The following is a 19,310-nucleotide window of genomic DNA, read 5'->3' on the forward strand; positions in this document are numbered from 1 at the left end:
GCCTGTAGGAGCGAGCTCGCTCGCGATGGACGTCAACGATAACGCTGGGTGCCTGATACCCCGCGGCGTTCTCGATTCCATCGCGAGCAAGCTCGCTCCTACAAGGGCTGTTGCCGTTCTGGCATATGTTGACTAACATGTCAGAAAATTCATCCGATGATTGGATGAGAGGGCGAATTCAATGTCAGAAATTTCTCCACTAGTTAAACGATCTCTGGTCGATCAGGCCCTGGACCAATTGCGCCTGCGCATCAACCAGGGTGTCTGGGTGGTCGGGCAGCGCTTGCCCACCGAGCCCGAGCTGTCCGCCGAGCTGGGCATCAGCCGTAACACCGTGCGCGAAGCCATGCGTGTGTTGGCGTTTTCCGGGTTGATCGAGATCCGTCAGGGCGACGGCAGTTACCTGCGGGCAGTGATCGATCCGCTGGACACGCTCAAGGCGTTGTCCCGTTGTTCTCTTGAGCAGGCGCGGGAAACCCGGCACATCCTTGAAGTCGAGGCCATCGGTCTGGCTGCATTGCGCCGTACCGATGAGGATCTGGTGGCGTTACGCGAGGCGCTGGGAGTCAGCGGCAGCCATTACCACGGCGATCTCGACACCTATATCGCCTGCGACCTGGTGTTCCATCGTCGGCTGGTGGACGCCGCGCACAACCCAACCCTCAGCGAGTTGTATCGCTATTTTTCAAGCATCGTCGGCGCGCAATTGCGCCAGACGCTGAGCATCGTCCCGCGCCGTCAGGAAGTGTTCGACCTGCATATCGAGTTGCTCGATGCCGTGGAACAACGTGATCCGGAGCGGGCCAAAGCCCTGTCGAGGCAGTTGATCAATGAACCTTGAAACTGAGAAATCCATACACCGCAGTGATTTATCCACAGCCTCAAAACGCGTGGCAGAGCTGGAAGAATTGCTGATCGACGCCGAGGTCGATGATGAGCAGGTCCAGCAAGCTCACCCGGTTTTACGCCGGCCCTGGCTGTTGCTGATGGGCCTGATTCTGGTGGCCTTGAACCTGCGCCCGGCATTGTCGAGCATGGCGCCGATGCTCAGCGACGTGTCGAAGTCCCTCGGTTTGTCGGCGTCCCAAGCCGGTTTGCTGACGACTTTACCGGTGCTGTGCCTTGGCCTGTTCGCACCATTGGCGCCGTTGCTGGCGCGGCGTTTCGGCGCCGAGCGGGTGGTACTGGGGATTCTCCTGACCCTGGCGGGCGGGATCATCCTGCGCAGTTCCTTCGGCGAGATCGGCTTGTTTGCCGGCAGTGTGTTGGCCGGCGCCAGTATTGGTGTGATCGGCGTGTTGCTACCGGGCATCGTCAAACGCGACTTCGCCAAGCAGGCCGGGACCATGACCGGCGTCTACACCATGGCCCTGTGCCTCGGCGCGGCGATGGCGGCAGGGGCGACCGTGCCGCTTAGTGAACATTTTGACAACAGCTGGGCAATGGGCCTTGGCTTTTGGGTTATCCCGGCGCTAGCGGCAGCAGTGTTCTGGCTGCCGCAAGTCGGCCAGAAACACGGTGCGCATCATGTCGCCTACCGCGTCCGGGGATTATTGCGTGACCCGCTGGCCTGGCAGGTGACCTTGTACATGGGCCTGCAATCGTCTCTGGCCTACATCGTGTTTGGCTGGTTGCCGTCGATTCTGATCGGTCGCGGCCTGACCCCGACCCAGGCCGGGCTGGTGCTGTCTGGCTCGGTGATCGTGCAACTGGTCAGCTCGCTCGCGGCGCCATGGTTGGCAACTCGCGGCAAGGACCAGCGGCTGGCGATTGTGATTGTGATGGCGCTGACCCTCGGTGGCTTGTTCGGTTGCCTGTATGCGCCGATCGAAGGCTTGTGGGGCTGGGCAATTGTGCTGGGTCTGGGGCAGGGCGCCACGTTCAGCCTGGCGTTGACCCTGATCGTGCTGCGCTCGCGGGATTCCCACGTGGCGGCGAACCTGTCGAGCATGGCCCAGGGTTTCGGTTACACCCTGGCGTCGATGGGGCCGTTCGCGGTCGGTATCGTGCATGACTGGACCGGCGGCTGGACCGCCGTGGGCTGGATCTTCGGCGTCATCGGCCTTGGCGCGATCATCGCCGGTCTCGGTGCTGGACGTGCGCTGTACGTGCAGGTGGTCAGCGAGAAAATCTGAGCGTGACGAGGCGCTACAAATGCAACACCTCCAGGGTTGCCGAACCGTCGAGCAACACGTCGGTGCTCCAGGCCCGGCCCTCGGTGGTGGAGTCGGTGCGATAGACCTGCGGCAGCGCATCCACCACGGTGCTGGCTGGATCGAAATGCAACGAATACGAAAACCGGCTGTGCGGTGTGTGAGTGGTTATTGCGGGGATATGTAAGGTTTTCTTTTGGGGTGCGGTAAGGGAGTCGTTCGCCTCTGTAGTTCTATGCGCTGTGCGATGTAGGAGTTTTCTTTTTGTTTGTCGAGTAAAAATGCCAGCCCCTTGAATCCATTGAAAAAAACGGGAAACGAGGCTTTTGCGTGGTGTTGTCGGGGGCGTTGAACAGCGTTATTTTTCGCGCCTTTCCAGCCACAAGCAGGAGGTAGCCCACAATGCGCGTCGTAATTGCTGACGACCATTCCGTCGTTCGGGTCGGGTTACGGATACTCATCAATACCAGCAGGCAATGCGTAATCGTCGGGGAAGCCGATGGAGCGGACAGTCTGATGGAGGTTCTTTCAAGTACGCCTTGTGATCTGCTGATCACCGACTTCTCCATGCCTGGCGGACAGCAGGCCGATGGCTTGAAGATGCTGAGTGCGATTCAGCGTCACCACCCTGCAATGCCGATCATTCTGGTGACGATGTTTACCAACGTCGTGACGGTAAGGGCAACGCTGGCGCAAGGGGTGATGGCAATCGTCGCCAAGACTGCGTCGGCGACCGAACTGCCCCTGGCAATTAACGCGGTGGGGCAGGGACGACGCTACATCAGTGAGTCCCTGGGTACACTGCTGGCCAGCACTCAGATGCCCGAATCGTCTTTGTCAGCCAAAGAGCATGAGGTGGTACGAATGCTGGCCAACGGCATGACCGTCAGTGAAATCGCCAGTCATTTCAAGCGCAGTGTGTCGACCATCAGTAAACAGAAAACCATGGCCATGCGCCGGTTGGGTATTGCCACGGATATCGACCTCTACTCCTACGCCCGTGACAATGGAATGATGTCGTTCTAGCTACCTGTTGAGTAAACAGTTGCGATATTTTCGTGGCGAATGCCGATAGTGTTCGATGCATTTGCCGACTATTGTGCAGGCAATCTTTCAAAGTCATTTTGCACAACAGGGAGTCTGCCCATGAGTGATGCCAACAGCGCATTGATCACCCGCTTCTACCAGGCCTTCCAGCGGCTGGATGCCGAGGCCATGAGCGCCTGTTATACCGACGATGTGGTGTTCAGTGATCCAGCGTTCGGCGAGCTTCGCGGGCGTGATGCCGGTGATATGTGGCGCATGCTCACCACCCGCGCCAAGGATTTCTCGCTGACCTTCGATAACGTTCGCACCGACGAGCGTAGCGGTGGTGCCCATTGGGTAGCGACCTACCTGTTCAGCCAGACCGGCAACACCGTGGTCAACGATATCCAGGCGCGCTTCGTCTTTCGCGACGGCAAAATTTGCGAGCATCACGACAGTTTCAACCTGTGGACCTGGTCGCGTCAGGCCCTGGGTTTCAAAGGTCTGCTGCTGGGCTGGACACCGCTGGTACACAACGCCGTTCGCGCCCAGGCATTGAAGGGGCTGAAGGCATTTCAGGCCGGTCGCTGATAAGATCGCGGCTTGTTTCCTTTCAAGCCTTGATCGTTCCGTGACCACCCCAAGCGAGTCTCCCGTCAGCAAGTCCTGGTTCGTCTACCTCGTTCGCGCGGCCAATGGTTCGCTGTATTGCGGGGTCAGCGATGATCCCGTGCGCCGCTTCGCCAAGCATCAAAGTGGCAAGGGGGCACGGTTCTTTCTTTCCAGCCCGGCCATGGCGCTGGTCTACACCGAACTTTGTCGCGACAAAAGCGATGCGCTGCGCCAGGAACGGCTGATCAAGAAACTGCGCAAAAGTGCCAAGGAATGTCTGGTCGCGTCTTATCAATCTGGCTGATTGGTTCCCATCAGGCACATCTGTAGGCTGCCAACCGATTGCGCGCTAAGCTGCTGACTCCTATTTTGTGCGGCGGAGCCGAGCATGTCCGAGTTGATTCTGCATCATTACCCGACGTCCCCCTTCGCCGAAAAGGCCCGGCTGTTGCTGGGTTTCAAAGGACTATCCTGGCGCTCGGTGAAGATCTCGCCGGTGATGCCCAAACCCGATCTGACCGCGCTGACTGGCGGCTATCGCAAGACCCCGGTGTTGCAGATCGGCGCGGATATCTATTGCGATACGGCACTGATTGCCCGTCGCCTGGAGCAGGAAAAAGCTCTGCCGGCGTTTTTCCCGGAAGGTCAGGAAATGATCACCGCGTCGTTTGCAGCCTGGGCCGATTCGGTGGTGTTCCAGCATGCGGTCAGCCTGGTATTCCAGCCGGAATCGATAGCGGTGCGCTTTGGCAATTTGTCGCCGGAAGTGATCAAGGGGTTTATGGCCGATCGTGCCGGTTTTTTCAGTGGCGGTAGCGCGACAAAACTGTCCACCGAACAGGCCAGACATCAGTGGCCAACCCTCATGTCGCGCCTGGAGCAACAGTTGCAGCGCGAAGAAGGCGATTACCTGTTTGGCGAGCCGTCGATTGCCGACTTCGCCTTGGCTCATTCGCTGTGGTTTCTCAAGGCGACGCCGGTCACGGCCCCGTTGGTCGATGCTTATCCGGCGGTCAGTGCGTGGCATTCAAGGGTGTTGGGGTTCGGCCATGGTGCGTCCAGTGAAATGACGTCCGAAGAGGCGCTGGAGGTGGCACGCAGGTCCACGCCAGCGGCATTGCCGGATGAGCAGTTCGTCGATCCCAACGGGTTCACGGCGGGTCAGCAGGTGGTGATCGCCGCCACGGACTACGGCGTTGATCCGGTCGCGGGAGAGCTGCTGTTCGCCGGCAGTGAAGAATTGATCGTACGGCGCAAGGACGAGCGTGGCGGTGTGGTGCATGTGCACTTTCCGCGGTTTGGTTTCCGTATCGAAGCCATCTGAGCGCTGTAGGAGCGAGCTTGCTCGCGAAGATCGTGAACGATAACGCGTGAAACCGGACGCCCAGCGGCGCCCATGGTTTTTTCGCGAGCAAGCTCGCTCCTACAGGGTTACTTCAACGCGGCCAGAATCGCATCCGGGTCATACCCGCGAATCAGGATTCCGTTCACGTCGATGATCGGAATCCCGCCGCCACCCAAGGCCACATAGTCCTTGCGCGCGACGGCATCTTTCTCGATATCGAACTCCCTGTACGGAATGCCTTTCTGATCGAGAAAGCGCCGGGTCAGCTTGCAGTAGCCACACCATTCGGTGGCGTAGAGCACGACATTGGCCGTGGCCTGCGTCTGCGCAGGCAGCACTTGCGATGGATTGAACACCCGCTCGATCTTGCCCCAGTTCTGATAAACCACGACCACCAGCAGGATCAGCAGGAATTTTTTCAGTACACCGCCGAGCATCAGTTGCGACGCTTCAGCTGATCGGTGAGCGAAGTGGGCAGGCCCTTGATGATCAATGTGCCGGCTTCTTCGTCGTACTCGATCTTCGAACCCAACAGGTGCGCTTCGAAACTGATCGACAGGCCTTCGGCGCGGCCAGTGAATCGGCGGAACTGGTTCAGGGTGCGTTTATCAGCCGGGATCTCCGGCGAGAGGCCGTAGTCCTTATTACGGATATGATCGTAGAAGGCTTTCGGGCGCTCTTCGTCGATCAGCCCCGACAATTCTTCCAGGCCCATTGGCTCACCGAGTTTGGCCTGGCTGCTGGCGTAATCCACCAGGGTCTTGGTTTTTTCGCGGGCGTCGTCTTCCGGCAGGTCCTCGCTTTCGACGAAGTCACTGAAGGCCTTGAGCAGGGTGCGGGTTTCACCCGGGCCGTCGACGCCTTCCTGGCAGCCGATGAAGTCGCGGAAATACTCTGAGACCTTTTTGCCGTTCTTGCCTTTGATGAATGATATGTACTGCTTGGACTGCTTGTTGTTCTGCCACTCGGAAACGTTGATCCGCGCGGCCAGGTGCAGTTGGCCAAGGTCGAGGTGACGGGACGGCGTCACGTCCAGTTCGTCGGTCACCGCCACGCCTTCGCTGTGGTGCAGCAGGGCGATGGCCAGGTAGTCGGTCATGCCTTGCTGATAGTGGGCGAACAGTACGTGGCCGCCGACCGACAGGTTCGATTCTTCCATCAGTTTTTGCAGATGCTCGACCGCCACACGGCTGAACGCGGTGAAATCCTGGCCGCCCTCGAGATACTCCTTCAGCCAGCCGCTGAACGGGAATGCGCCGGATTCCGGATGGAACAGGCCCCAGGCTTTACCCTGTTTGGCGTTATAGCTTTCATTGAGGTCGGCAAGCATGTTCTCGATGGCCGCGGACTCAGGCAGTTCTTCGTTGCGGGCATGCAGAACTGCGGGTGTGCCGTCGGGTTTTTTGTCGATCAGGTGGACGATGCAATGACGGATCGGCATGGGCTTCTCGGCTGAATGAGGAGAGGAGGGCGTGCTCCCCGAAAAAGCGCCCAGTGTACCGCAACCACTGGTTTTGGCGCGGTGTGAAGGGCAATTGACGGGCGACCGGCGGCGCTTATGCGTTTTTTTCCGGTTTTAGCGCAATAAAGCTGACCAAATGGGTAGCTAGAGGCGGATATTTCCACGCCTGTGTGCTAGCTTTGCCCGGTCTTGCGCGAAGTCACTGCGTTAAGCGTGCAGTCAGCATTTGTCAGGTCGAACCAAACCCTGATTTCGGTATCTATAACCCCGATCCCGAGGTTATTTGGCCGAGGGTGCCAGATCCAGAAGATCGGGCTCGATGGCTGACATTGCACTCTGCAATCCATATGAATTTGATAGGGAAGGAACACTAAATGGCTCTTACTAAAGACCAACTGATCGCCGACATCGCTGAAGCTATCGACGCGCCGAAAACCACCGCGCGTAACGCTCTGGACCAACTGGGCCAAATCGTTGCCGATCAGCTGGAAAACGGCGGCGAAATCACTCTGCCAGGTATCGGCAAACTGAAAGTGACTGAGCGCCCTGCCCGTACTGGCCGTAACCCTTCGACTGGCGCTGCCATCGAAATCGCTGCAAAGAAAGTGATCAAGCTGGTTGTGGCCAAGGGCCTGACCGACGCTGTCAACAAGTAAGACTTGTTGAAAAAAAACCGTGCACCGGAGCGATCCGGGCACGGTTTTTTTGTGCCTGCTACAACGATTTACGCAAGGAAAATCGCTGCAACATTCTGTTATTGCGGTGAAGCCTTGACCCAGCGCGCCTGACGCCAGGCTTGTTGCTGCGCTTTGGTCTGGAACGTCCAGGCGACGAAGCGGCTCTGCTTCTGGCCCTGACCCATTTCCACCACCTGACTGTCCAGTGCGCCGGCCTTGTTCAGGGCTGCCTGGATTGCCGGCAGGTTCGACGCCTTTGACACCAGCGTGCTGAACCACAGCACTTGTTGCGCCACCTGCACGCTCTCGCTGACCAGTTGCGTGACGAAACGCACCTCCCCGCCCTCACACCACAATTCCGCCGCTTGTCCGCCGAAGTTCAGCACCGGCAGCTTGCGTTTCGGATCCGCTTTGCCCAGGGCGCGCCATTTGCGTGTACTGCCCCGTGTGGCCTCGTCCAGCGACGCGTGGAACGGCGGGTTGCACATCGTCAGGTCAAAGCGTTCGGCACTCTCCAGCAGGCCTGTGAGGATCTGCTTGGGGTTGCTCTGTTGACGGACCTGTATGGCTTTGTTCAGACCGTTTGACGCAATGATTGCCTTGGCGGCGGCGATGGCGGTTGTATCGATCTCGGAACCGAGAAACTGCCAGCGGTAATCGCTGTAACCGATCAGCGGATACACGCAGTTGGCGCCCATGCCGATGTCCAGCACCTTCACGGCAGCGCCACGAGGGATCACGCCGTCATTGCCACTGGCCAGCAGGTCGGCGAGGAAGTGCACGTAATCGGCGCGGCCTGGCACCGGCGGGCACAGGTAGTCGGCCGGAATGTCCCAGTGAGCGATGCCATAGAACGACTTGAGCAGCGCCCTGTTGAACACCCGCACGGCTTCCGGGCTGGCGAAGTCGATGCTTTCCTTGCCGTACGGATTGATGATCACGAATTTCTTCAGTTCCGGGGCGCTTTTGATCAGCGCCGGAAAGTCGTAGCGACCCTGATGGCGATTGCGCGGGTGCAGGCTGGCCTTCTCACGCGGCGCCGCGGCTTTGGCCGCAGGCGCGGATTCAGGCTTTTTGCGCGCAGGTTTCGGTGTGCGGGGGGCGGTCATGGCGGTGGTCGATTCGGGTATGGCTAAAAGTGGCGGGCATTGTCCCACATCTGAGCGTCACACTAATCAACTGTGGGAGCGGGCTTGCTTGCGAAAGCGGACTTTCAGTCAATATTTATATTGAAACTTATGGCCTCTTCGCGAGCAAGCCGGCTCCCACAGGGGATTTTCATTGGATGTAAGAAAGTGGCAGGCATAAAAAAGGGAGGCCACTTGGGCCCCCCTTTTTCATTGCGATCTGCCGTTACAGGCTGGCAATCCGCGCATGCTGCTCGGCCAGCTTGCCCAGGGCCTGTTCGGCCTCGGCCAGTTTGGCGCGTTCTTTCTCGATGACTTCGGCTGGCGCCTTGTCGACGAAGCCGGCGTTGGACAGCTTGCCGCCGACGCGTTGCACTTCACCTTGCAGGCGCTGGATTTCCTTGTCCAGACGTGCCAGTTCCGCACCTTTGTCGATCAAACCGGCCATCGGCACCAATACTTCCATCTCGCCGACCAGTGCGGTGGCGGACAATGGTGCTTCTTCGCCGGTAGCCAGCACGGTGATCGATTCGAGGCGCGCCAGCTTCTTCAGCAGGGCCTCGTTTTCGGTCAGGCGGCGCTGATCCTCGGCGCTGACGTTCTTCAGGAACAGCGGCAGCGGTTTGCCCGGGCCGATGTTCATTTCGCCACGGATGTTACGTGTGCCGAGCATCAGGCCCTTGAGCCATTCGATATCATCTTCGGCCGCCTGATCGATGCGTGTTTCGTTGGCCACCGGCCAAGGTTGCAGCATGATCGTCTTACCGTCGATGCCGGCCAGCGGCGCGATGCGCTGCCAGATTTCTTCGGTGATGAACGGCATGAACGGGTGCGCCAGGCGCAGGGCGACTTCCAGTACGCGCACCAGGGTGCGACGAGTGCCGCGCTGGCGTTCAACCGGAGCGTTTTCGTCCCACAGCACTGGCTTGGACAGTTCCAGGTACCAGTCGCAGTACTGGTTCCAGATGAACTCGTACAGCGCTTGTGCCGCCAGGTCGAAACGGAACTGGTCGAGTTGGCGGGTCACTTCGGCTTCGGTGCGTTGCAGCTGCGAAATGATCCAGCGATCAGCCAGGGACAGTTCATAGGCTTCGCCGTTCTGGCCGCAGTCTTCGCCCTTGTCCAGCACGTAGCGTGCGGCGTTCCAGATCTTGTTGCAGAAGTTGCGGTAGCCCTCGACGCGGCCCATGTCGAACTTGATGTCGCGACCGGTGGACGCCAGCGAGCAGAAGGTGAAGCGCAGGGCGTCGGTGCCGTAGCTGGCGATGCCTTCGGCGAATTCGTCGCGGGTCTGCTTCTCGATCTTCTTCGCCAGTTTCGGCTGCATCATGCCGGAGGTGCGTTTCTGCACCAGCGCTTCGAGTTCGATGCCGTCGATGATGTCCAGCGGGTCCAGGACGTTGCCCTTGGACTTGGACATCTTCTGGCCCTGGCCATCACGCACCAGGCCGTGAACGTACACAGTCTTGAACGGAACCTGTGGCGTGCCGTCTTCGTTTTTCACCAAATGCATGGTGAGCATGATCATCCGGGCAACCCAGAAGAAAATGATGTCGAAGCCCGTCACCAGCACGTCGGTGGAGTGGAATTTCTTCAGGAATTCGGTTTTCTCCGGCCAGCCGAGGGTGGAGAACGTCCACAGGCCCGAGCTGAACCAGGTGTCGAGAACGTCGTTGTCCTGTTGCAGCGCGACGTCCGGGCCGAGGTTGTGCTTGGCCCGTACTTCGGCTTCGTCGCGACCGACGTAGACCTTGCCCGACTCGTCGTACCAGGCCGGAATGCGGTGACCCCACCACAGCTGACGGCTGATGCACCAATCCTGGATGTCGCGCATCCACGAGAAGTACATGTTTTCGTACTGTTTCGGCACGAACTGGATACGGCCGTCTTCAACGGCAGCAATCGCAGGCTCGGCCAAAGGCTTGGTGGACACATACCACTGGTCGGTCAGCCATGGCTCGATGACGGTGCCGGAGCGGTCGCCTTTCGGTACTTTCAGAGCGTGATCGTCAACGCTGACCAACAGGCCGGCAGCGTCGAACGCGGCCACGATCTGCTTGCGCGCTTCGAAGCGGTCCAGGCCGGCATATTCGGCCGGGATCTTGCCGTCGATGGTCTCGTTCAGCGTGCCGTCGAGGTTGAACACCTGGCACGCTGGAAGCACGGTTGCGTTCTTGTCGAAGATGTTCAGCAGCGGCAGGTTGTGGCGCTTGCCGACTTCGTAGTCGTTGAAATCGTGGGCCGGGGTGATTTTCACGCAGCCGGTGCCGAATTCAGGGTCGCAGTAATCGTCGGCGATGATCGGGATGCGGCGGCCAACCAGCGGCAGCTCGACAAATTTGCCGATCAGGGCTTTGTAGCGTTCATCGTTCGGGTTCACCGCAACGGCAGAGTCGCCGAGCATGGTTTCCGGGCGAGTGGTCGCGACGATCAGGAAATCGTTGCCTTCAGCGGTCTTGGCGCCATCGGCCAGCGGGTACTTCAGGTTCCACAAGAAACCTTTCTCGTCGTGGTTCTCCACTTCAAGGTCGGAAATCGCCGTGTGCAACTTGGTGTCCCAGTTCACCAGGCGCTTGCCACGGTAGATCAGGCCGTCTTCGTGCAGGCGTACGAAGGCTTCTTTAACGGCTTCCGAGAGGCCGTCGTCCATGGTGAAGCGCTCGCGGCTCCAGTCGACAGACGAGCCGAGGCGGCGGATCTGGCGGCTGATGTTGCCACCGGACTCATCCTTCCATTCCCAGACTTTTTCGAGGAATTTTTCGCGGCCCAGGTCGTGGCGGCTCTGGCCCTTGGCTTCGAGCTGACGCTCTACCAGCATCTGCGTGGCGATACCGGCGTGGTCGGTGCCCGGCTGCCACAGGGTGTTGCGACCTTGCATGCGGCGGAAACGGATCAGGGCGTCCATGATCGCGTTGTTGAAACCGTGACCCATGTGCAGGCTGCCGGTGACGTTCGGCGGCGGGATCATGATGGTGTAGGACTCGCCCGCGCCTTGCGGGGCGAAGTAATTCTCTGACTCCCAGGTGTTGTACCAGGAAGTTTCAATGGCGTGCGGCTGGTAGGTCTTATCCATGCGCGGCGGGACCCTATTGGCATTTATTCAGGAAAAGCCGGGAAGTATAGCGGGGATGTGCCGATGCGCGTAGAGCGAGGTGACAATGGGTGGGGGAAAAATTGTGGTTGGTGTTTTGTCAGAGAGGGCCCCTTCGCGGGCAAGCCTGCTCCCACAGGTTATATGTCGTACAGCAATCTTGTGATCGACACCAACCCTGTGGGAGCGGGCTTGCCCGCGAAAGCGATCTGTCAGGCGACCTGATTCAAATCGTTATGCCGAGTTTCCTTCAGGCACAGAACTGCAATCAAGCTCAGCACCGCAGCCGCGGACACATACCCGCCGACGTAACTCAAACCACCCATCGCCACCAGTTTCTGGGCGAAGAACGGCGCCGCGGAAGCGCCGACAATACCGCCCAGGTTGTAGGCTGCCGACGCGCCGGTGTAGCGCACGCGGGTCGGAAACAGTTCCGGCAACAGTGCGCCCATTGGTGCAAATGTCACGCCCATCAGGAACAGCTCGATGCACAGGAACAGCGCTACGCCCCAGGTCGAGCCTTGGGTCAGCAACGGTTCCATCAGGAAACCGGACAGAATCGCCAGCACGCCGCCGACGATCAGCACCGGTTTGCGCCCGTAACGGTCACTGGCCCAGGCCGACAGCGGAGTGGCGGCCGCCATGAACAGCACGGCGAAGCACAGCAGGCCGAGGAAGGTTTCGCGGCTGTAGCCGAGCGTTGTCACGCCGTAACTCAGGGAAAACACGGTGGAGATATAAAACAGTGCGTAGCACACGACCATCGCGCCGGCACCCAGCAATACGGGCGCCCAGTATTGGCTGAACAGTTCGACCAGCGGGATCTTCACGGGCTCCTGGCGAGCCACGGCGTTGGCGAACACCGGGGTTTCGTGCAGCTTGAGGCGCACGTACAGGCCGACCATCACCAGTGCGGCGCTGAGCAGGAACGGAATACGCCAGCCCCATGAGCGGAACTGTTCATCGTCCAGCACCACGGCCAATGTCAGGAACAGGCCGTTGGCCGCCAGAAAGCCAATGGATGGGCCCAGCTGCGGGAACATGCCGAACCAGGCGCGTTTGCCTTTCGGCGCGTTCTCCGTGGCCAGCAATGCCGCACCGCCCCATTCACCGCCTAACCCCAGGCCCTGGCCGAAGCGCAGGACGCAAAGCAGGATCGGTGCCCAGGCGCCAATGCTGTCGTAACCGGGCAGCACGCCGATCAGCGTGGTGCACACGCCCATCAGCAGTAGCGAGGCGACCAGGGTCGATTTGCGACCGATACGGTCGCCAAAGTGGCCGAAAATGGCCGAACCCAAGGGGCGCGCCAGGAAGGCGATGCCGAACGTGAGAAACGCCGAAAGCATCTGGGCGGTGCCGGATGTCTGTGGAAAAAACACCGGGCCGATCACCAGCGCAGCGGCGGTGGCATAGACATAGAAGTCGTAGAACTCGATGGCGGTACCGATGAAGCTTGCGGTGGCCACGCGGGTGGCGGAGTTCGTCGGTTGCGCAGGTGTGGAGTCGCTGTAAGTCGTGCTGGTCGTCATGCGGTTATCCCTGACAGTCATGTGCTCCAGTGGAGCGAATTATTATGGTCGAGAACCCAGGGATGTGGGTGGGGGCGCGGTCGCTGTTTCAGGTAGGAACAGTCGTCGGTTTGTTGCGGATCTTGTTGATGATCGGGCCGGAATCTGCGAAGTGCGGGGTAAGCACGGGGCCGGCGAGGCTTGGGTAAGCGATTCGATTATAGGAAGGAGGCTAACGATCAAACAAGTAGCTGGATTGGGCTCTGGCTTTATGTGGCGAGGGAGCTTGCTCCCGCTGGACTGCGAAGCAGGCCTGAGGCGGCCGCTGCGCGCCCGAGCGGGAGCAAGCTTCCTCGCCACAGAAAATTACCTTGACCCTAGATAACCACAGGCATCGAGCTGGTCTGCCAGATCAACACTCGCGTGACGCGGTTGTCCTCTGTCTCGAGAATCTCCAGGCGATACCGGCCGATCTTCAGGCATACCGCGCTTTCGGGAATAGTTTCCAGCGCCTCGGTGACCAAACCGTTCAGGGTTTTCGGGCCATCACTGGGCAGGTGCCAGCCGAGACTCTTGTTCAGCTCGCGAATAGACGCGGCGCCCTCGATCACCAGGCGTCCGTCGGCTTGCGGATGAATGTGCGGATTGTCCAGGCTGTGCTGGCTTTCGAACTCGCCGACGATTTCTTCGAGGATGTCTTCCAGTGTGACGATGCCCAGCACTTCGCCGTATTCGTCGACCACCATGCCCAGGCGCCGCTGCTGTTTATGGAAGTTGAGCAGTTGCAGCTGCAGCGGGGTACTTTCCGGCACGAAGTACGGCTCGTGGCTGGCCGCCAGCAAGGCTTCCCTGGTCAGGCTCGCGTCGGGCAACAAGTGAAGGATGTGTCGGGTGTTGACGACGGCTTCGACCTGGTTGATATCACTGTGGAACACCGGCAGGCGAGTGCGTTTGTTGTGGCGCAATTGTTCGATGATTTCTTCGATGGAGTCATCGAGATTGATGCCGTCCACATCGCTGCGCGGAACCAGGATGTCATTGACCGTGATGTTGTCCAGCGCGTGGATGCCTGACAGCGGGTGAGGGCGGCTTACGGTTTCCGGCGTTTCCTGCCGCTCCGCCAGCGTTTCGTCCTCACTTCGTTGCACTACTTTGGCTTTACGGGCGAACGGTCGCATCAGCAACTGACTGATGCTGTTGAGCAGCCATGCCGCGGGATAGATGATTTTCAGCGGTACGCGCAGCAGGTTGTTGCCTTGGGCCAGGATCGCATCCGGATAGCGAGTGGCGAGCGCGCGTGGCAAGTAGTCGGAAAACACCAGCAATATGGCGCCCGCTCCGAGGCAAGCGACCCACGGACCGTTCTCGGCCCAGGTGAAAATTGCCAGCAAGGTGCTGATGACCACCACGAGTGCACGGCAGAGGGTGTTGCAAAAGATCAGGCTGGCCAGGGGGAAGCTCAATTTGGCCGGTGGTTTGTCACTGGAACGCGTAGCGATGCGCTGGGCCAGCAAATGCTGGTGCGCCGCTTCAATGGCGGTAAACAGGCCCGACCATAAAATCAGCAGGGTCATTACCGCGAGCATCGGCCCTATGGGCAAATCGTCCATTAATGCCGCCCGTCAGATATGCAGGATGTATTCACGAACCAGTTTGCTGCCGAAATACGCCAGCATCAGCAGGCAAAAACCGGCCAGGGTCCAGCGAATGGCTTTGTGCCCGCGCCAGCCGCCACGATTGCGGCCCCAAAGCAGCACGCTGAAAACGACCCAGGCCAGGCAGGCCAGCAGGGTTTTGTGCACCAAGTGCTGGGCGAACAGATTTTCGACGAACAGCCAGCCGGAAATCAGCGACAGCGACAGCAGCGTCCAGCCGGCCCAGAGGAAACTGAACAGCAGGCTTTCCATGGTTTGCAGCGGCGGGAAGTTCTTGATCAGCCCGGAGGGGTGCTTGTGCTTGAGCTGGTGGTCTTGAATCAGCAGCAGCAAGGCCTGGAACACCGCGATGGTGAACATGCCATAGGCAAGAATCGAGAGCAGGATGTGCGCGAGGATGCCCGGTTCTTCATCGATGATCTGCACCGTACCGGCCGGGGCGAACTGCGCCAGCAACACGGTCAAGGCCCCAAGCGGGAACAGCAGGACCAACAGGTTCTCTACCGGAATCCGCGAGCAGGCCAACAGGGTCAATGCGATGACCGCCACGGCAATCAGGCTGGCGGCGCTGAAGAAATCCAGGCCCAGGCCGATCGGGGTCAGCAGGTGGGTGAGCAGGCTGGCGCTGTGGGCCAATACGGCGAGCACGCCGAGCATGACCAACAGGCGTTTGTTGGCCTTGGCGCCGGAAGCCAGGCGAGTGCCCTGATAAATGGTCGCAGCGGCATACAAGCAGGCGGCGGCGAGGGTAGTAAGCAAGCTGGGTGACAAGGGGAGCATAAATCCTGTTAGGCAAGCCCGAAAGTCGCTGAGTTTGGCATAGAACCCCCTCCACACGAAAGACCGCGCAACCTGACGGCGAGGTGTCCGCCAGGCGCAGTCTTCGCTATAATCCGCGACCTGCCCACGCCGCAGGCTCGCCGAGCACACGTTTAGTCCGGTCCGGGCCGCCATTATCCCGGTCTACACAGGGCCTGAAAGGATCGCGCAATGTTTGAAAACTTAACCGACCGTCTCTCGCAGACGCTGCGCCATGTCACCGGCAAGGCCAAGCTGACTGAAGACAACATCAAAGACACCCTGCGTGAAGTGCGCATGGCGTTGCTCGAAGCCGACGTCGCCCTGCCGGTGGTCAAGGACTTCGTCAATTCGGTCAAGGAACGCGCCGTCGGCACCGAGGTGTCGCGCAGCCTGACGCCGGGCCAGGCCTTCGTGAAGATCGTCCAGGCCGAACTCGAAAGCCTGATGGGTGCGGCCAACGAAGACCTGAACCTGAGTGCCGTTCCACCGGCCGTCATCCTGATGGCCGGTTTGCAGGGTGCGGGTAAAACCACCACCGCCGGCAAGCTCGCGCGCTTCCTTAAAGAGCGCAAGAAGAAGTCGGTCATGGTTGTGTCCGCCGACGTTTACCGTCCGGCGGCGATCAAGCAGCTGGAAACCCTGGCCAACGACATCGGCGTGACCTTCTTCCCGTCCGACCTGAGCCAGAAGCCGGTCGACATCGCCAACGCGGCTATTAAAGAAGCAAAACTCAAATTCATCGACGTGGTCATCGTCGATACCGCCGGTCGCCTGCACATCGATGAAGAGATGATGGGCGAGATCAAGGCACTGCATGCCGCGATCAACCCGGTTGAAACCCTGTTCGTGGTCGACGCCATGACCGGCCAGGACGCCGCCAACACGGCCAAGGCCTTCGGCGATGCATTGCCGCTGACCGGTGTGATCCTGACCAAGGTCGACGGTGACGCCCGTGGCGGTGCGGCACTGTCGGTGCGCGCCATCACCGGCAAGCCGATCAAGTTCATCGGTATGGGCGAGAAGAGCGAAGCGCTCGATCCGTTCCATCCTGAGCGTATCGCCTCGCGCATCCTCGGCATGGGCGACGTGCTCAGCCTGATCGAGCAGGCGGAAGCGACTCTCGACAAGGACAAGGCCGACAAACTGGCCAAGAAGCTGAAGAAGGGCAAGGGCTTCGACCTCGAAGACTTCCGCGATCAGTTGCAACAAATGAAGAACATGGGCGGCCTCGGCGGGCTCATGGACAAGCTGCCGAATATCGGTGGCGTGAATCTGGCGCAGATGGGCAACGCCCAGGGCGCGGCAGAAAAGCAATTCAAGCAGATGGAAGCCATCATCAACTCCATGACCCCGGCCGAGCGCCGTGACCCTGAGATGATCAGCGGTTCGCGCAAACGCCGGATCGCCATGGGTTCCGGCACCCAGGTGCAGGATATCGGCCGCTTGATCAAGCAACACAAGCAGATGCAGAAGATGATGAAGAAATTTTCCGCAAAAGGCGGAATGGCCAAGATGATGCGCGGCATGGGCGGTATGTTGCCCGGCGGCGGTATGCCAAAGATGTAAAGAATCTGCGCAAGAGCTGGCTCTTGCGCCGCCCCACAGGGAAGTGGGATCAACAGCAAACCCGCATCAGGCGGGAGCTGACCGGCCGTTTTCAACGACGGCTCTATAGCAAATCTGCATGGCGGCCGATAGGCGCCGGAAAAAGTCATTTGCAAAAGTCCGGATATTCCTTAGAATATGCGGCCTTTCGGGCACCCATGCCCGCTGTGCATTTAGATTTGCAGCACCGACTACAGGAACGATGTTCACATGCTAACAATCCGTCTTGCCCTTGGCGGCTCCAAAAAGCGCCCGTTTTACCACTTGACCGTAACCGACAGCCGCAACCCGCGCGACGGTTCGCACAAGGAACAGGTTGGCTACTTCAACCCTGTTGCTCGTGGTCAGGAAGTTCGTCTGTCCGTGAACCAAGAGCGCGTAGCCTACTGGCTGAGCGTTGGTGCACAACCTTCTGAGCGCGTTGCTCAGTTGTTGAAGGAATCTGCTAAGGCTGCGGCCTGAGCAATATGAACGCGACGCCAGCCATTGCTGATGATTTGATCGTTATCGGCAAGATTTATTCTGTTCACGGCGTTCGCGGCGAAGTGAAGGTGTACTCCTTTACTGATCCGATTAAAAACCTGCTGGACTACAAAACCTGGACGCTCAAGCGTGAGGGTAATGTAAAGCAGGTAGAGCTGGTCAGCGGACGCGGGAACGACAAGTTCCTGGTCGCAAAGCTCAAGGGTCTCGATGATCGCGAAGAAGCTCGTCTTCTGGCTGGTTATGAGATCTGCGTGCCGCGCAACCTGTTCCCTGAACTGACCGACGGCGAGTACTACTGGTACCAGCTGGAAGGTCTCAAGGTTATCGACACGCTCGGACAACTGTTCGGGAAAATCGATCACCTGCTGGAGACCGGCTCGAACGATGTCATGGTGGTCAAGCCTTGCGCTGGCAGCCTGGATGATCGCGAACGCCTGTTGCCCTATACGGAGCAATGCGTGTTGGCTGTCGACCTGGCCGCAGGCGAGATGAAGGTGGATTGGGACGCGGATTTCTAAGCGTGGCTAACTTGCGCGTAGAAGTGATCAGTCTGTTTCCCGAGATGTTCTCTGCCATCAGCGAGTACGGCATCACCAGTCGTGCGGTGAAACAGGGGCTCTTGCAGCTCACCTGTTGGAATCCGCGAGACTACACGACGGATCGACATCACACTGTGGACGATCGCCCGTTTGGCGGTGGTCCGGGCATGGTGATGAAGATCAAGCCCCTGGAAGACGCTCTGGTTCAGGCCAAGGCAGCCGCCGGGGAGGGAGCGAAGGTAATTTACCTGTCCCCCCAAGGCCGTCAACTGACTCAGTCGGCGGTACGCGAGTTGGCGAATCTGGATGCATTGATCCTGATTGCCGGCCGCTATGAAGGCATTGACGAGCGTTTTATAGATGCTCATGTCGATGAAGAGTGGTCGATTGGCGACTATGTACTGTCTGGCGGCGAGCTGCCGGCGATGGTCCTGATCGATGCGGTTACACGACTGCTGCCTGGAGCTTTAGGGCATGCGGACTCCGCCGAGGAAGATTCCTTTACGGATGGTTTGCTGGATTGCCCGCACTACACCCGACCGGAGGTGTATGCGGATCAGCGTGTTCCCGACGTATTGCTAAGTGGCAATCACGCGCACATCCGGCGTTGGCGTTTACAGCAGTCCCTTGGTCGGACCTATGAACGACGCGCCGATCTTCTGGAAAGCCGCTCGCTTTCTGGAGAAGAGAAGAAGCTGCTCGAGGAATACATCCGCGAGCGGGACGATAGTTAACAACGTATCGATGGTAGATCAGACGATTTACCTTAGGAGCACAGCATGACTAACAAAATCATCCTTGCACTCGAAGCAGAGCAGATGACCAAAGAGATCCCTACCTTTGCCCCGGGCGACACCATTGTCGTTCAGGTGAAAGTAAAGGAAGGCGACCGTTCGCGTCTGCAAGCGTTCGAAGGTGTTGTTATCGCCAAGCGTAACCGCGGCGTAAACAGTGCATTCACCGTTCGTAAAATCTCCAACGGTGTTGGCGTAGAGCGTACTTTCCAGACCTACTCCCCGCAAATCGACAGCATGGCTGTCAAGCGTCGCGGTGACGTACGTAAAGCCAAGCTGTACTACCTGCGTGACCTGTCGGGTAAAGCAGCTCGCATCAAGGAAAAACTGGCTTAAGTCCAGCTTCCGATGCAGAAAAAAGCAGCCTACGGGCTGCTTTTTTGTTGCCTGCGATTTATGCGTGCAATGGTTCCGCGGGCGCGCGGGCTA

19 protein-coding genes and 1 pseudogene are annotated in these 19,310 nt (G+C 59.2%); 12 read left to right on the forward strand and 8 right to left on the reverse strand.

All coding sequences use genetic code 11. The features are described 5' to 3' along the window. Positions 1–181 precede the first annotated feature (181 nt). Both AC07XF_RS07745 and AC07XF_RS07750 read left to right on the forward strand, forming a co-directional pair. Positions 182–841 (forward strand): FadR/GntR family transcriptional regulator, encoded by a 660-nt coding sequence (locus tag AC07XF_RS07745; protein ID WP_204932148.1) that lies wholly within the window; start codon positions 182–184, stop codon positions 839–841. Next, complete coding sequence (locus AC07XF_RS07750; protein ID WP_495026039.1) at positions 831–2,135, forward strand: CynX/NimT family MFS transporter; 1,305 nt, start codon at positions 831–833, stop codon at positions 2,133–2,135. Before AC07XF_RS07745 ends, AC07XF_RS07750 begins: the two co-directional genes overlap by 11 nt. 61 nt (positions 2,136–2,196) lie before the next feature. On the opposite strand, the pseudogene AC07XF_RS07755 reads toward AC07XF_RS07750, so the two are convergent. Next, a pseudogene (locus AC07XF_RS07755) lies at positions 2,197–2,292 on the reverse strand (DUF1120 domain-containing protein); the annotation flags it as partial. Between the two features lie 263 nt (positions 2,293–2,555). Here AC07XF_RS07755 and AC07XF_RS07760 point away from each other — a divergent pair. The 4 genes from AC07XF_RS07760 to AC07XF_RS07775 all read left to right on the forward strand — a co-directional run bounded on the left by AC07XF_RS07760 (position 2,556) and on the right by AC07XF_RS07775 (position 5,115). Beyond that, positions 2,556–3,179: a response regulator gene (locus AC07XF_RS07760; protein ID WP_495026040.1), complete on the forward strand. Its 624-nt coding sequence runs from the start codon at positions 2,556–2,558 to the stop codon at positions 3,177–3,179. 120 nt (positions 3,180–3,299) lie between these two features. Further along, on the forward strand, positions 3,300–3,770 hold the full coding sequence (locus AC07XF_RS07765; protein WP_495026041.1) for a nuclear transport factor 2 family protein: 471 nt from the start codon (positions 3,300–3,302) through the stop codon (positions 3,768–3,770). A gap of 40 nt (positions 3,771–3,810) precedes the next feature. Then, on the forward strand, positions 3,811–4,095 hold the full coding sequence (locus AC07XF_RS07770; protein WP_495026042.1) for a GIY-YIG nuclease family protein: 285 nt from the start codon (positions 3,811–3,813) through the stop codon (positions 4,093–4,095). A gap of 84 nt (positions 4,096–4,179) precedes the next feature. Further along, the gene (locus tag AC07XF_RS07775) at positions 4,180–5,115 is read left to right on the forward strand and encodes a glutathione S-transferase family protein (protein WP_495026043.1); all 936 of its coding nucleotides are present in this window, start codon (positions 4,180–4,182) and stop codon (positions 5,113–5,115) included. A gap of 107 nt (positions 5,116–5,222) precedes the next feature. Here AC07XF_RS07775 and AC07XF_RS07780 read toward each other — a convergent pair whose 3' ends face one another. Together AC07XF_RS07780 and yejK are read right to left on the reverse strand one after the other, a co-directional pair. After that, a complete protein-coding gene (locus AC07XF_RS07780; RefSeq protein WP_495026044.1) occupies positions 5,223–5,573 on the reverse strand; it encodes a glutaredoxin family protein in 351 nt (116 codons plus the stop codon). Then, positions 5,573–6,577: a nucleoid-associated protein YejK gene (yejK, locus tag AC07XF_RS07785; RefSeq protein ID WP_495026045.1), complete on the reverse strand. Its 1,005-nt coding sequence runs from the start codon at positions 6,575–6,577 to the stop codon at positions 5,573–5,575. The genes AC07XF_RS07780 and yejK overlap by 1 nt, the downstream gene beginning before the upstream one ends. A gap of 395 nt (positions 6,578–6,972) precedes the next feature. Here yejK and AC07XF_RS07790 point away from each other — a divergent pair, with 395 nt between their 5' ends. Beyond that, positions 6,973–7,254 (forward strand): HU family DNA-binding protein, encoded by a 282-nt coding sequence (locus AC07XF_RS07790; RefSeq protein ID WP_007905514.1) that lies wholly within the window; start codon positions 6,973–6,975, stop codon positions 7,252–7,254. Positions 7,255–7,352: 98 nt separating this feature from the next. Here the strand turns inward: AC07XF_RS07790 and rlmF are convergent, their stop codons facing one another. The 5 genes from rlmF to AC07XF_RS07815 form a co-directional block, all read right to left on the reverse strand. Then, complete coding sequence (rlmF, locus tag AC07XF_RS07795; RefSeq protein WP_495026046.1) at positions 7,353–8,384, reverse strand: 23S rRNA (adenine(1618)-N(6))-methyltransferase RlmF; 1,032 nt, start codon at positions 8,382–8,384, stop codon at positions 7,353–7,355. 244 nt (positions 8,385–8,628) lie between these two features. Continuing rightward, positions 8,629–11,475: a valine--tRNA ligase gene (locus AC07XF_RS07800; RefSeq protein WP_495026047.1), complete on the reverse strand. Its 2,847-nt coding sequence runs from the start codon at positions 11,473–11,475 to the stop codon at positions 8,629–8,631. Between the two features lie 230 nt (positions 11,476–11,705). Then, a complete protein-coding gene (locus AC07XF_RS07805) occupies positions 11,706–13,022 on the reverse strand; it encodes an MFS transporter (RefSeq protein WP_495026048.1) in 1,317 nt (438 codons plus the stop codon). A gap of 356 nt (positions 13,023–13,378) precedes the next feature. Further along, positions 13,379–14,611 (reverse strand): transporter associated domain-containing protein, encoded by a 1,233-nt coding sequence (locus AC07XF_RS07810; protein ID WP_495026049.1) that lies wholly within the window; start codon positions 14,609–14,611, stop codon positions 13,379–13,381. A 12-nt stretch (positions 14,612–14,623) separates the two neighbouring features. Continuing rightward, positions 14,624–15,436: a cytochrome C assembly family protein gene (locus AC07XF_RS07815; RefSeq protein WP_495026050.1), complete on the reverse strand. Its 813-nt coding sequence runs from the start codon at positions 15,434–15,436 to the stop codon at positions 14,624–14,626. Between the two features lie 210 nt (positions 15,437–15,646). On the opposite strand from AC07XF_RS07815, the gene ffh reads away from it, so the two are divergent. The 5 genes from ffh (at position 15,647) to rplS (ending at position 19,217) form a co-directional block, all read left to right on the forward strand. Beyond that, entirely contained in the window at positions 15,647–17,023 is a 1,377-nt protein-coding gene (ffh, locus tag AC07XF_RS07820; RefSeq protein WP_495026051.1) for a signal recognition particle protein, read from the forward strand. Between the two features lie 249 nt (positions 17,024–17,272). Then, complete coding sequence (gene rpsP / locus AC07XF_RS07825) at positions 17,273–17,524, forward strand: 30S ribosomal protein S16 (protein WP_007972721.1); 252 nt, start codon at positions 17,273–17,275, stop codon at positions 17,522–17,524. Between the two features lie 5 nt (positions 17,525–17,529). Then, a complete protein-coding gene (gene rimM, locus AC07XF_RS07830; RefSeq protein WP_007990026.1) occupies positions 17,530–18,066 on the forward strand; it encodes a ribosome maturation factor RimM in 537 nt (178 codons plus the stop codon). A gap of 2 nt (positions 18,067–18,068) precedes the next feature. Next, positions 18,069–18,821: a tRNA (guanosine(37)-N1)-methyltransferase TrmD gene (gene trmD, locus AC07XF_RS07835; protein ID WP_077046481.1), complete on the forward strand. Its 753-nt coding sequence runs from the start codon at positions 18,069–18,071 to the stop codon at positions 18,819–18,821. 45 nt (positions 18,822–18,866) lie between these two features. Continuing rightward, positions 18,867–19,217 carry a 50S ribosomal protein L19 gene (gene rplS, locus AC07XF_RS07840; RefSeq protein ID WP_003175895.1) on the forward strand — a complete coding sequence of 117 codons (351 nt, stop codon included), beginning with the start codon at positions 18,867–18,869 and terminating at the stop codon, positions 19,215–19,217. Positions 19,218–19,310: the final 93 nt, after the last annotated feature.

The organism is Pseudomonas sp. GW821-FHT01C01, from assembly GCF_059422645.1.

Bases quoted from the DNA above. Each gene is read 5' to 3' on its own strand.
- yejK (WP_495026045.1), bottom strand. From the start codon at position 6,577: ATGCCGATCCGTCATTGCATCGTCCACCTGATCGACAAAAAACCCGAC.
- AC07XF_RS07800 (WP_495026047.1), bottom strand. From the start codon at position 11,475: ATGGATAAGACCTACCAGCCGCACGCCATTGAAACTTCCTGGTACAAC.
- AC07XF_RS07775 (WP_495026043.1), top strand. From the start codon at position 4,180: ATGTCCGAGTTGATTCTGCATCATTACCCGACGTCCCCCTTCGCCGAA.
- ffh (WP_495026051.1), top strand. From the start codon at position 15,647: ATGTTTGAAAACTTAACCGACCGTCTCTCGCAGACGCTGCGCCATGTC.
- rplS (WP_003175895.1), top strand. From the start codon at position 18,867: ATGACTAACAAAATCATCCTTGCACTCGAAGCAGAGCAGATGACCAAA.
- AC07XF_RS07745 (WP_204932148.1), top strand. From the start codon at position 182: ATGTCAGAAATTTCTCCACTAGTTAAACGATCTCTGGTCGATCAGGCC.
- AC07XF_RS07760 (WP_495026040.1), top strand. From the start codon at position 2,556: ATGCGCGTCGTAATTGCTGACGACCATTCCGTCGTTCGGGTCGGGTTA.
- AC07XF_RS07765 (WP_495026041.1), top strand. From the start codon at position 3,300: ATGAGTGATGCCAACAGCGCATTGATCACCCGCTTCTACCAGGCCTTC.
- rimM (WP_007990026.1), top strand. From the start codon at position 17,530: ATGAACGCGACGCCAGCCATTGCTGATGATTTGATCGTTATCGGCAAG.
- AC07XF_RS07750 (WP_495026039.1), top strand. From the start codon at position 831: ATGAACCTTGAAACTGAGAAATCCATACACCGCAGTGATTTATCCACA.
- AC07XF_RS07780 (WP_495026044.1), bottom strand. From the start codon at position 5,573: ATGCTCGGCGGTGTACTGAAAAAATTCCTGCTGATCCTGCTGGTGGTC.
- rlmF (WP_495026046.1), bottom strand. From the start codon at position 8,384: ATGACCGCCCCCCGCACACCGAAACCTGCGCGCAAAAAGCCTGAATCC.
- AC07XF_RS07810 (WP_495026049.1), bottom strand. From the start codon at position 14,611: ATGGACGATTTGCCCATAGGGCCGATGCTCGCGGTAATGACCCTGCTG.
- rpsP (WP_007972721.1), top strand. From the start codon at position 17,273: ATGCTAACAATCCGTCTTGCCCTTGGCGGCTCCAAAAAGCGCCCGTTT.
- AC07XF_RS07815 (WP_495026050.1), bottom strand. From the start codon at position 15,436: ATGCTCCCCTTGTCACCCAGCTTGCTTACTACCCTCGCCGCCGCCTGC.
- AC07XF_RS07805 (WP_495026048.1), bottom strand. From the start codon at position 13,022: ATGACGACCAGCACGACTTACAGCGACTCCACACCTGCGCAACCGACG.
- AC07XF_RS07790 (WP_007905514.1), top strand. From the start codon at position 6,973: ATGGCTCTTACTAAAGACCAACTGATCGCCGACATCGCTGAAGCTATC.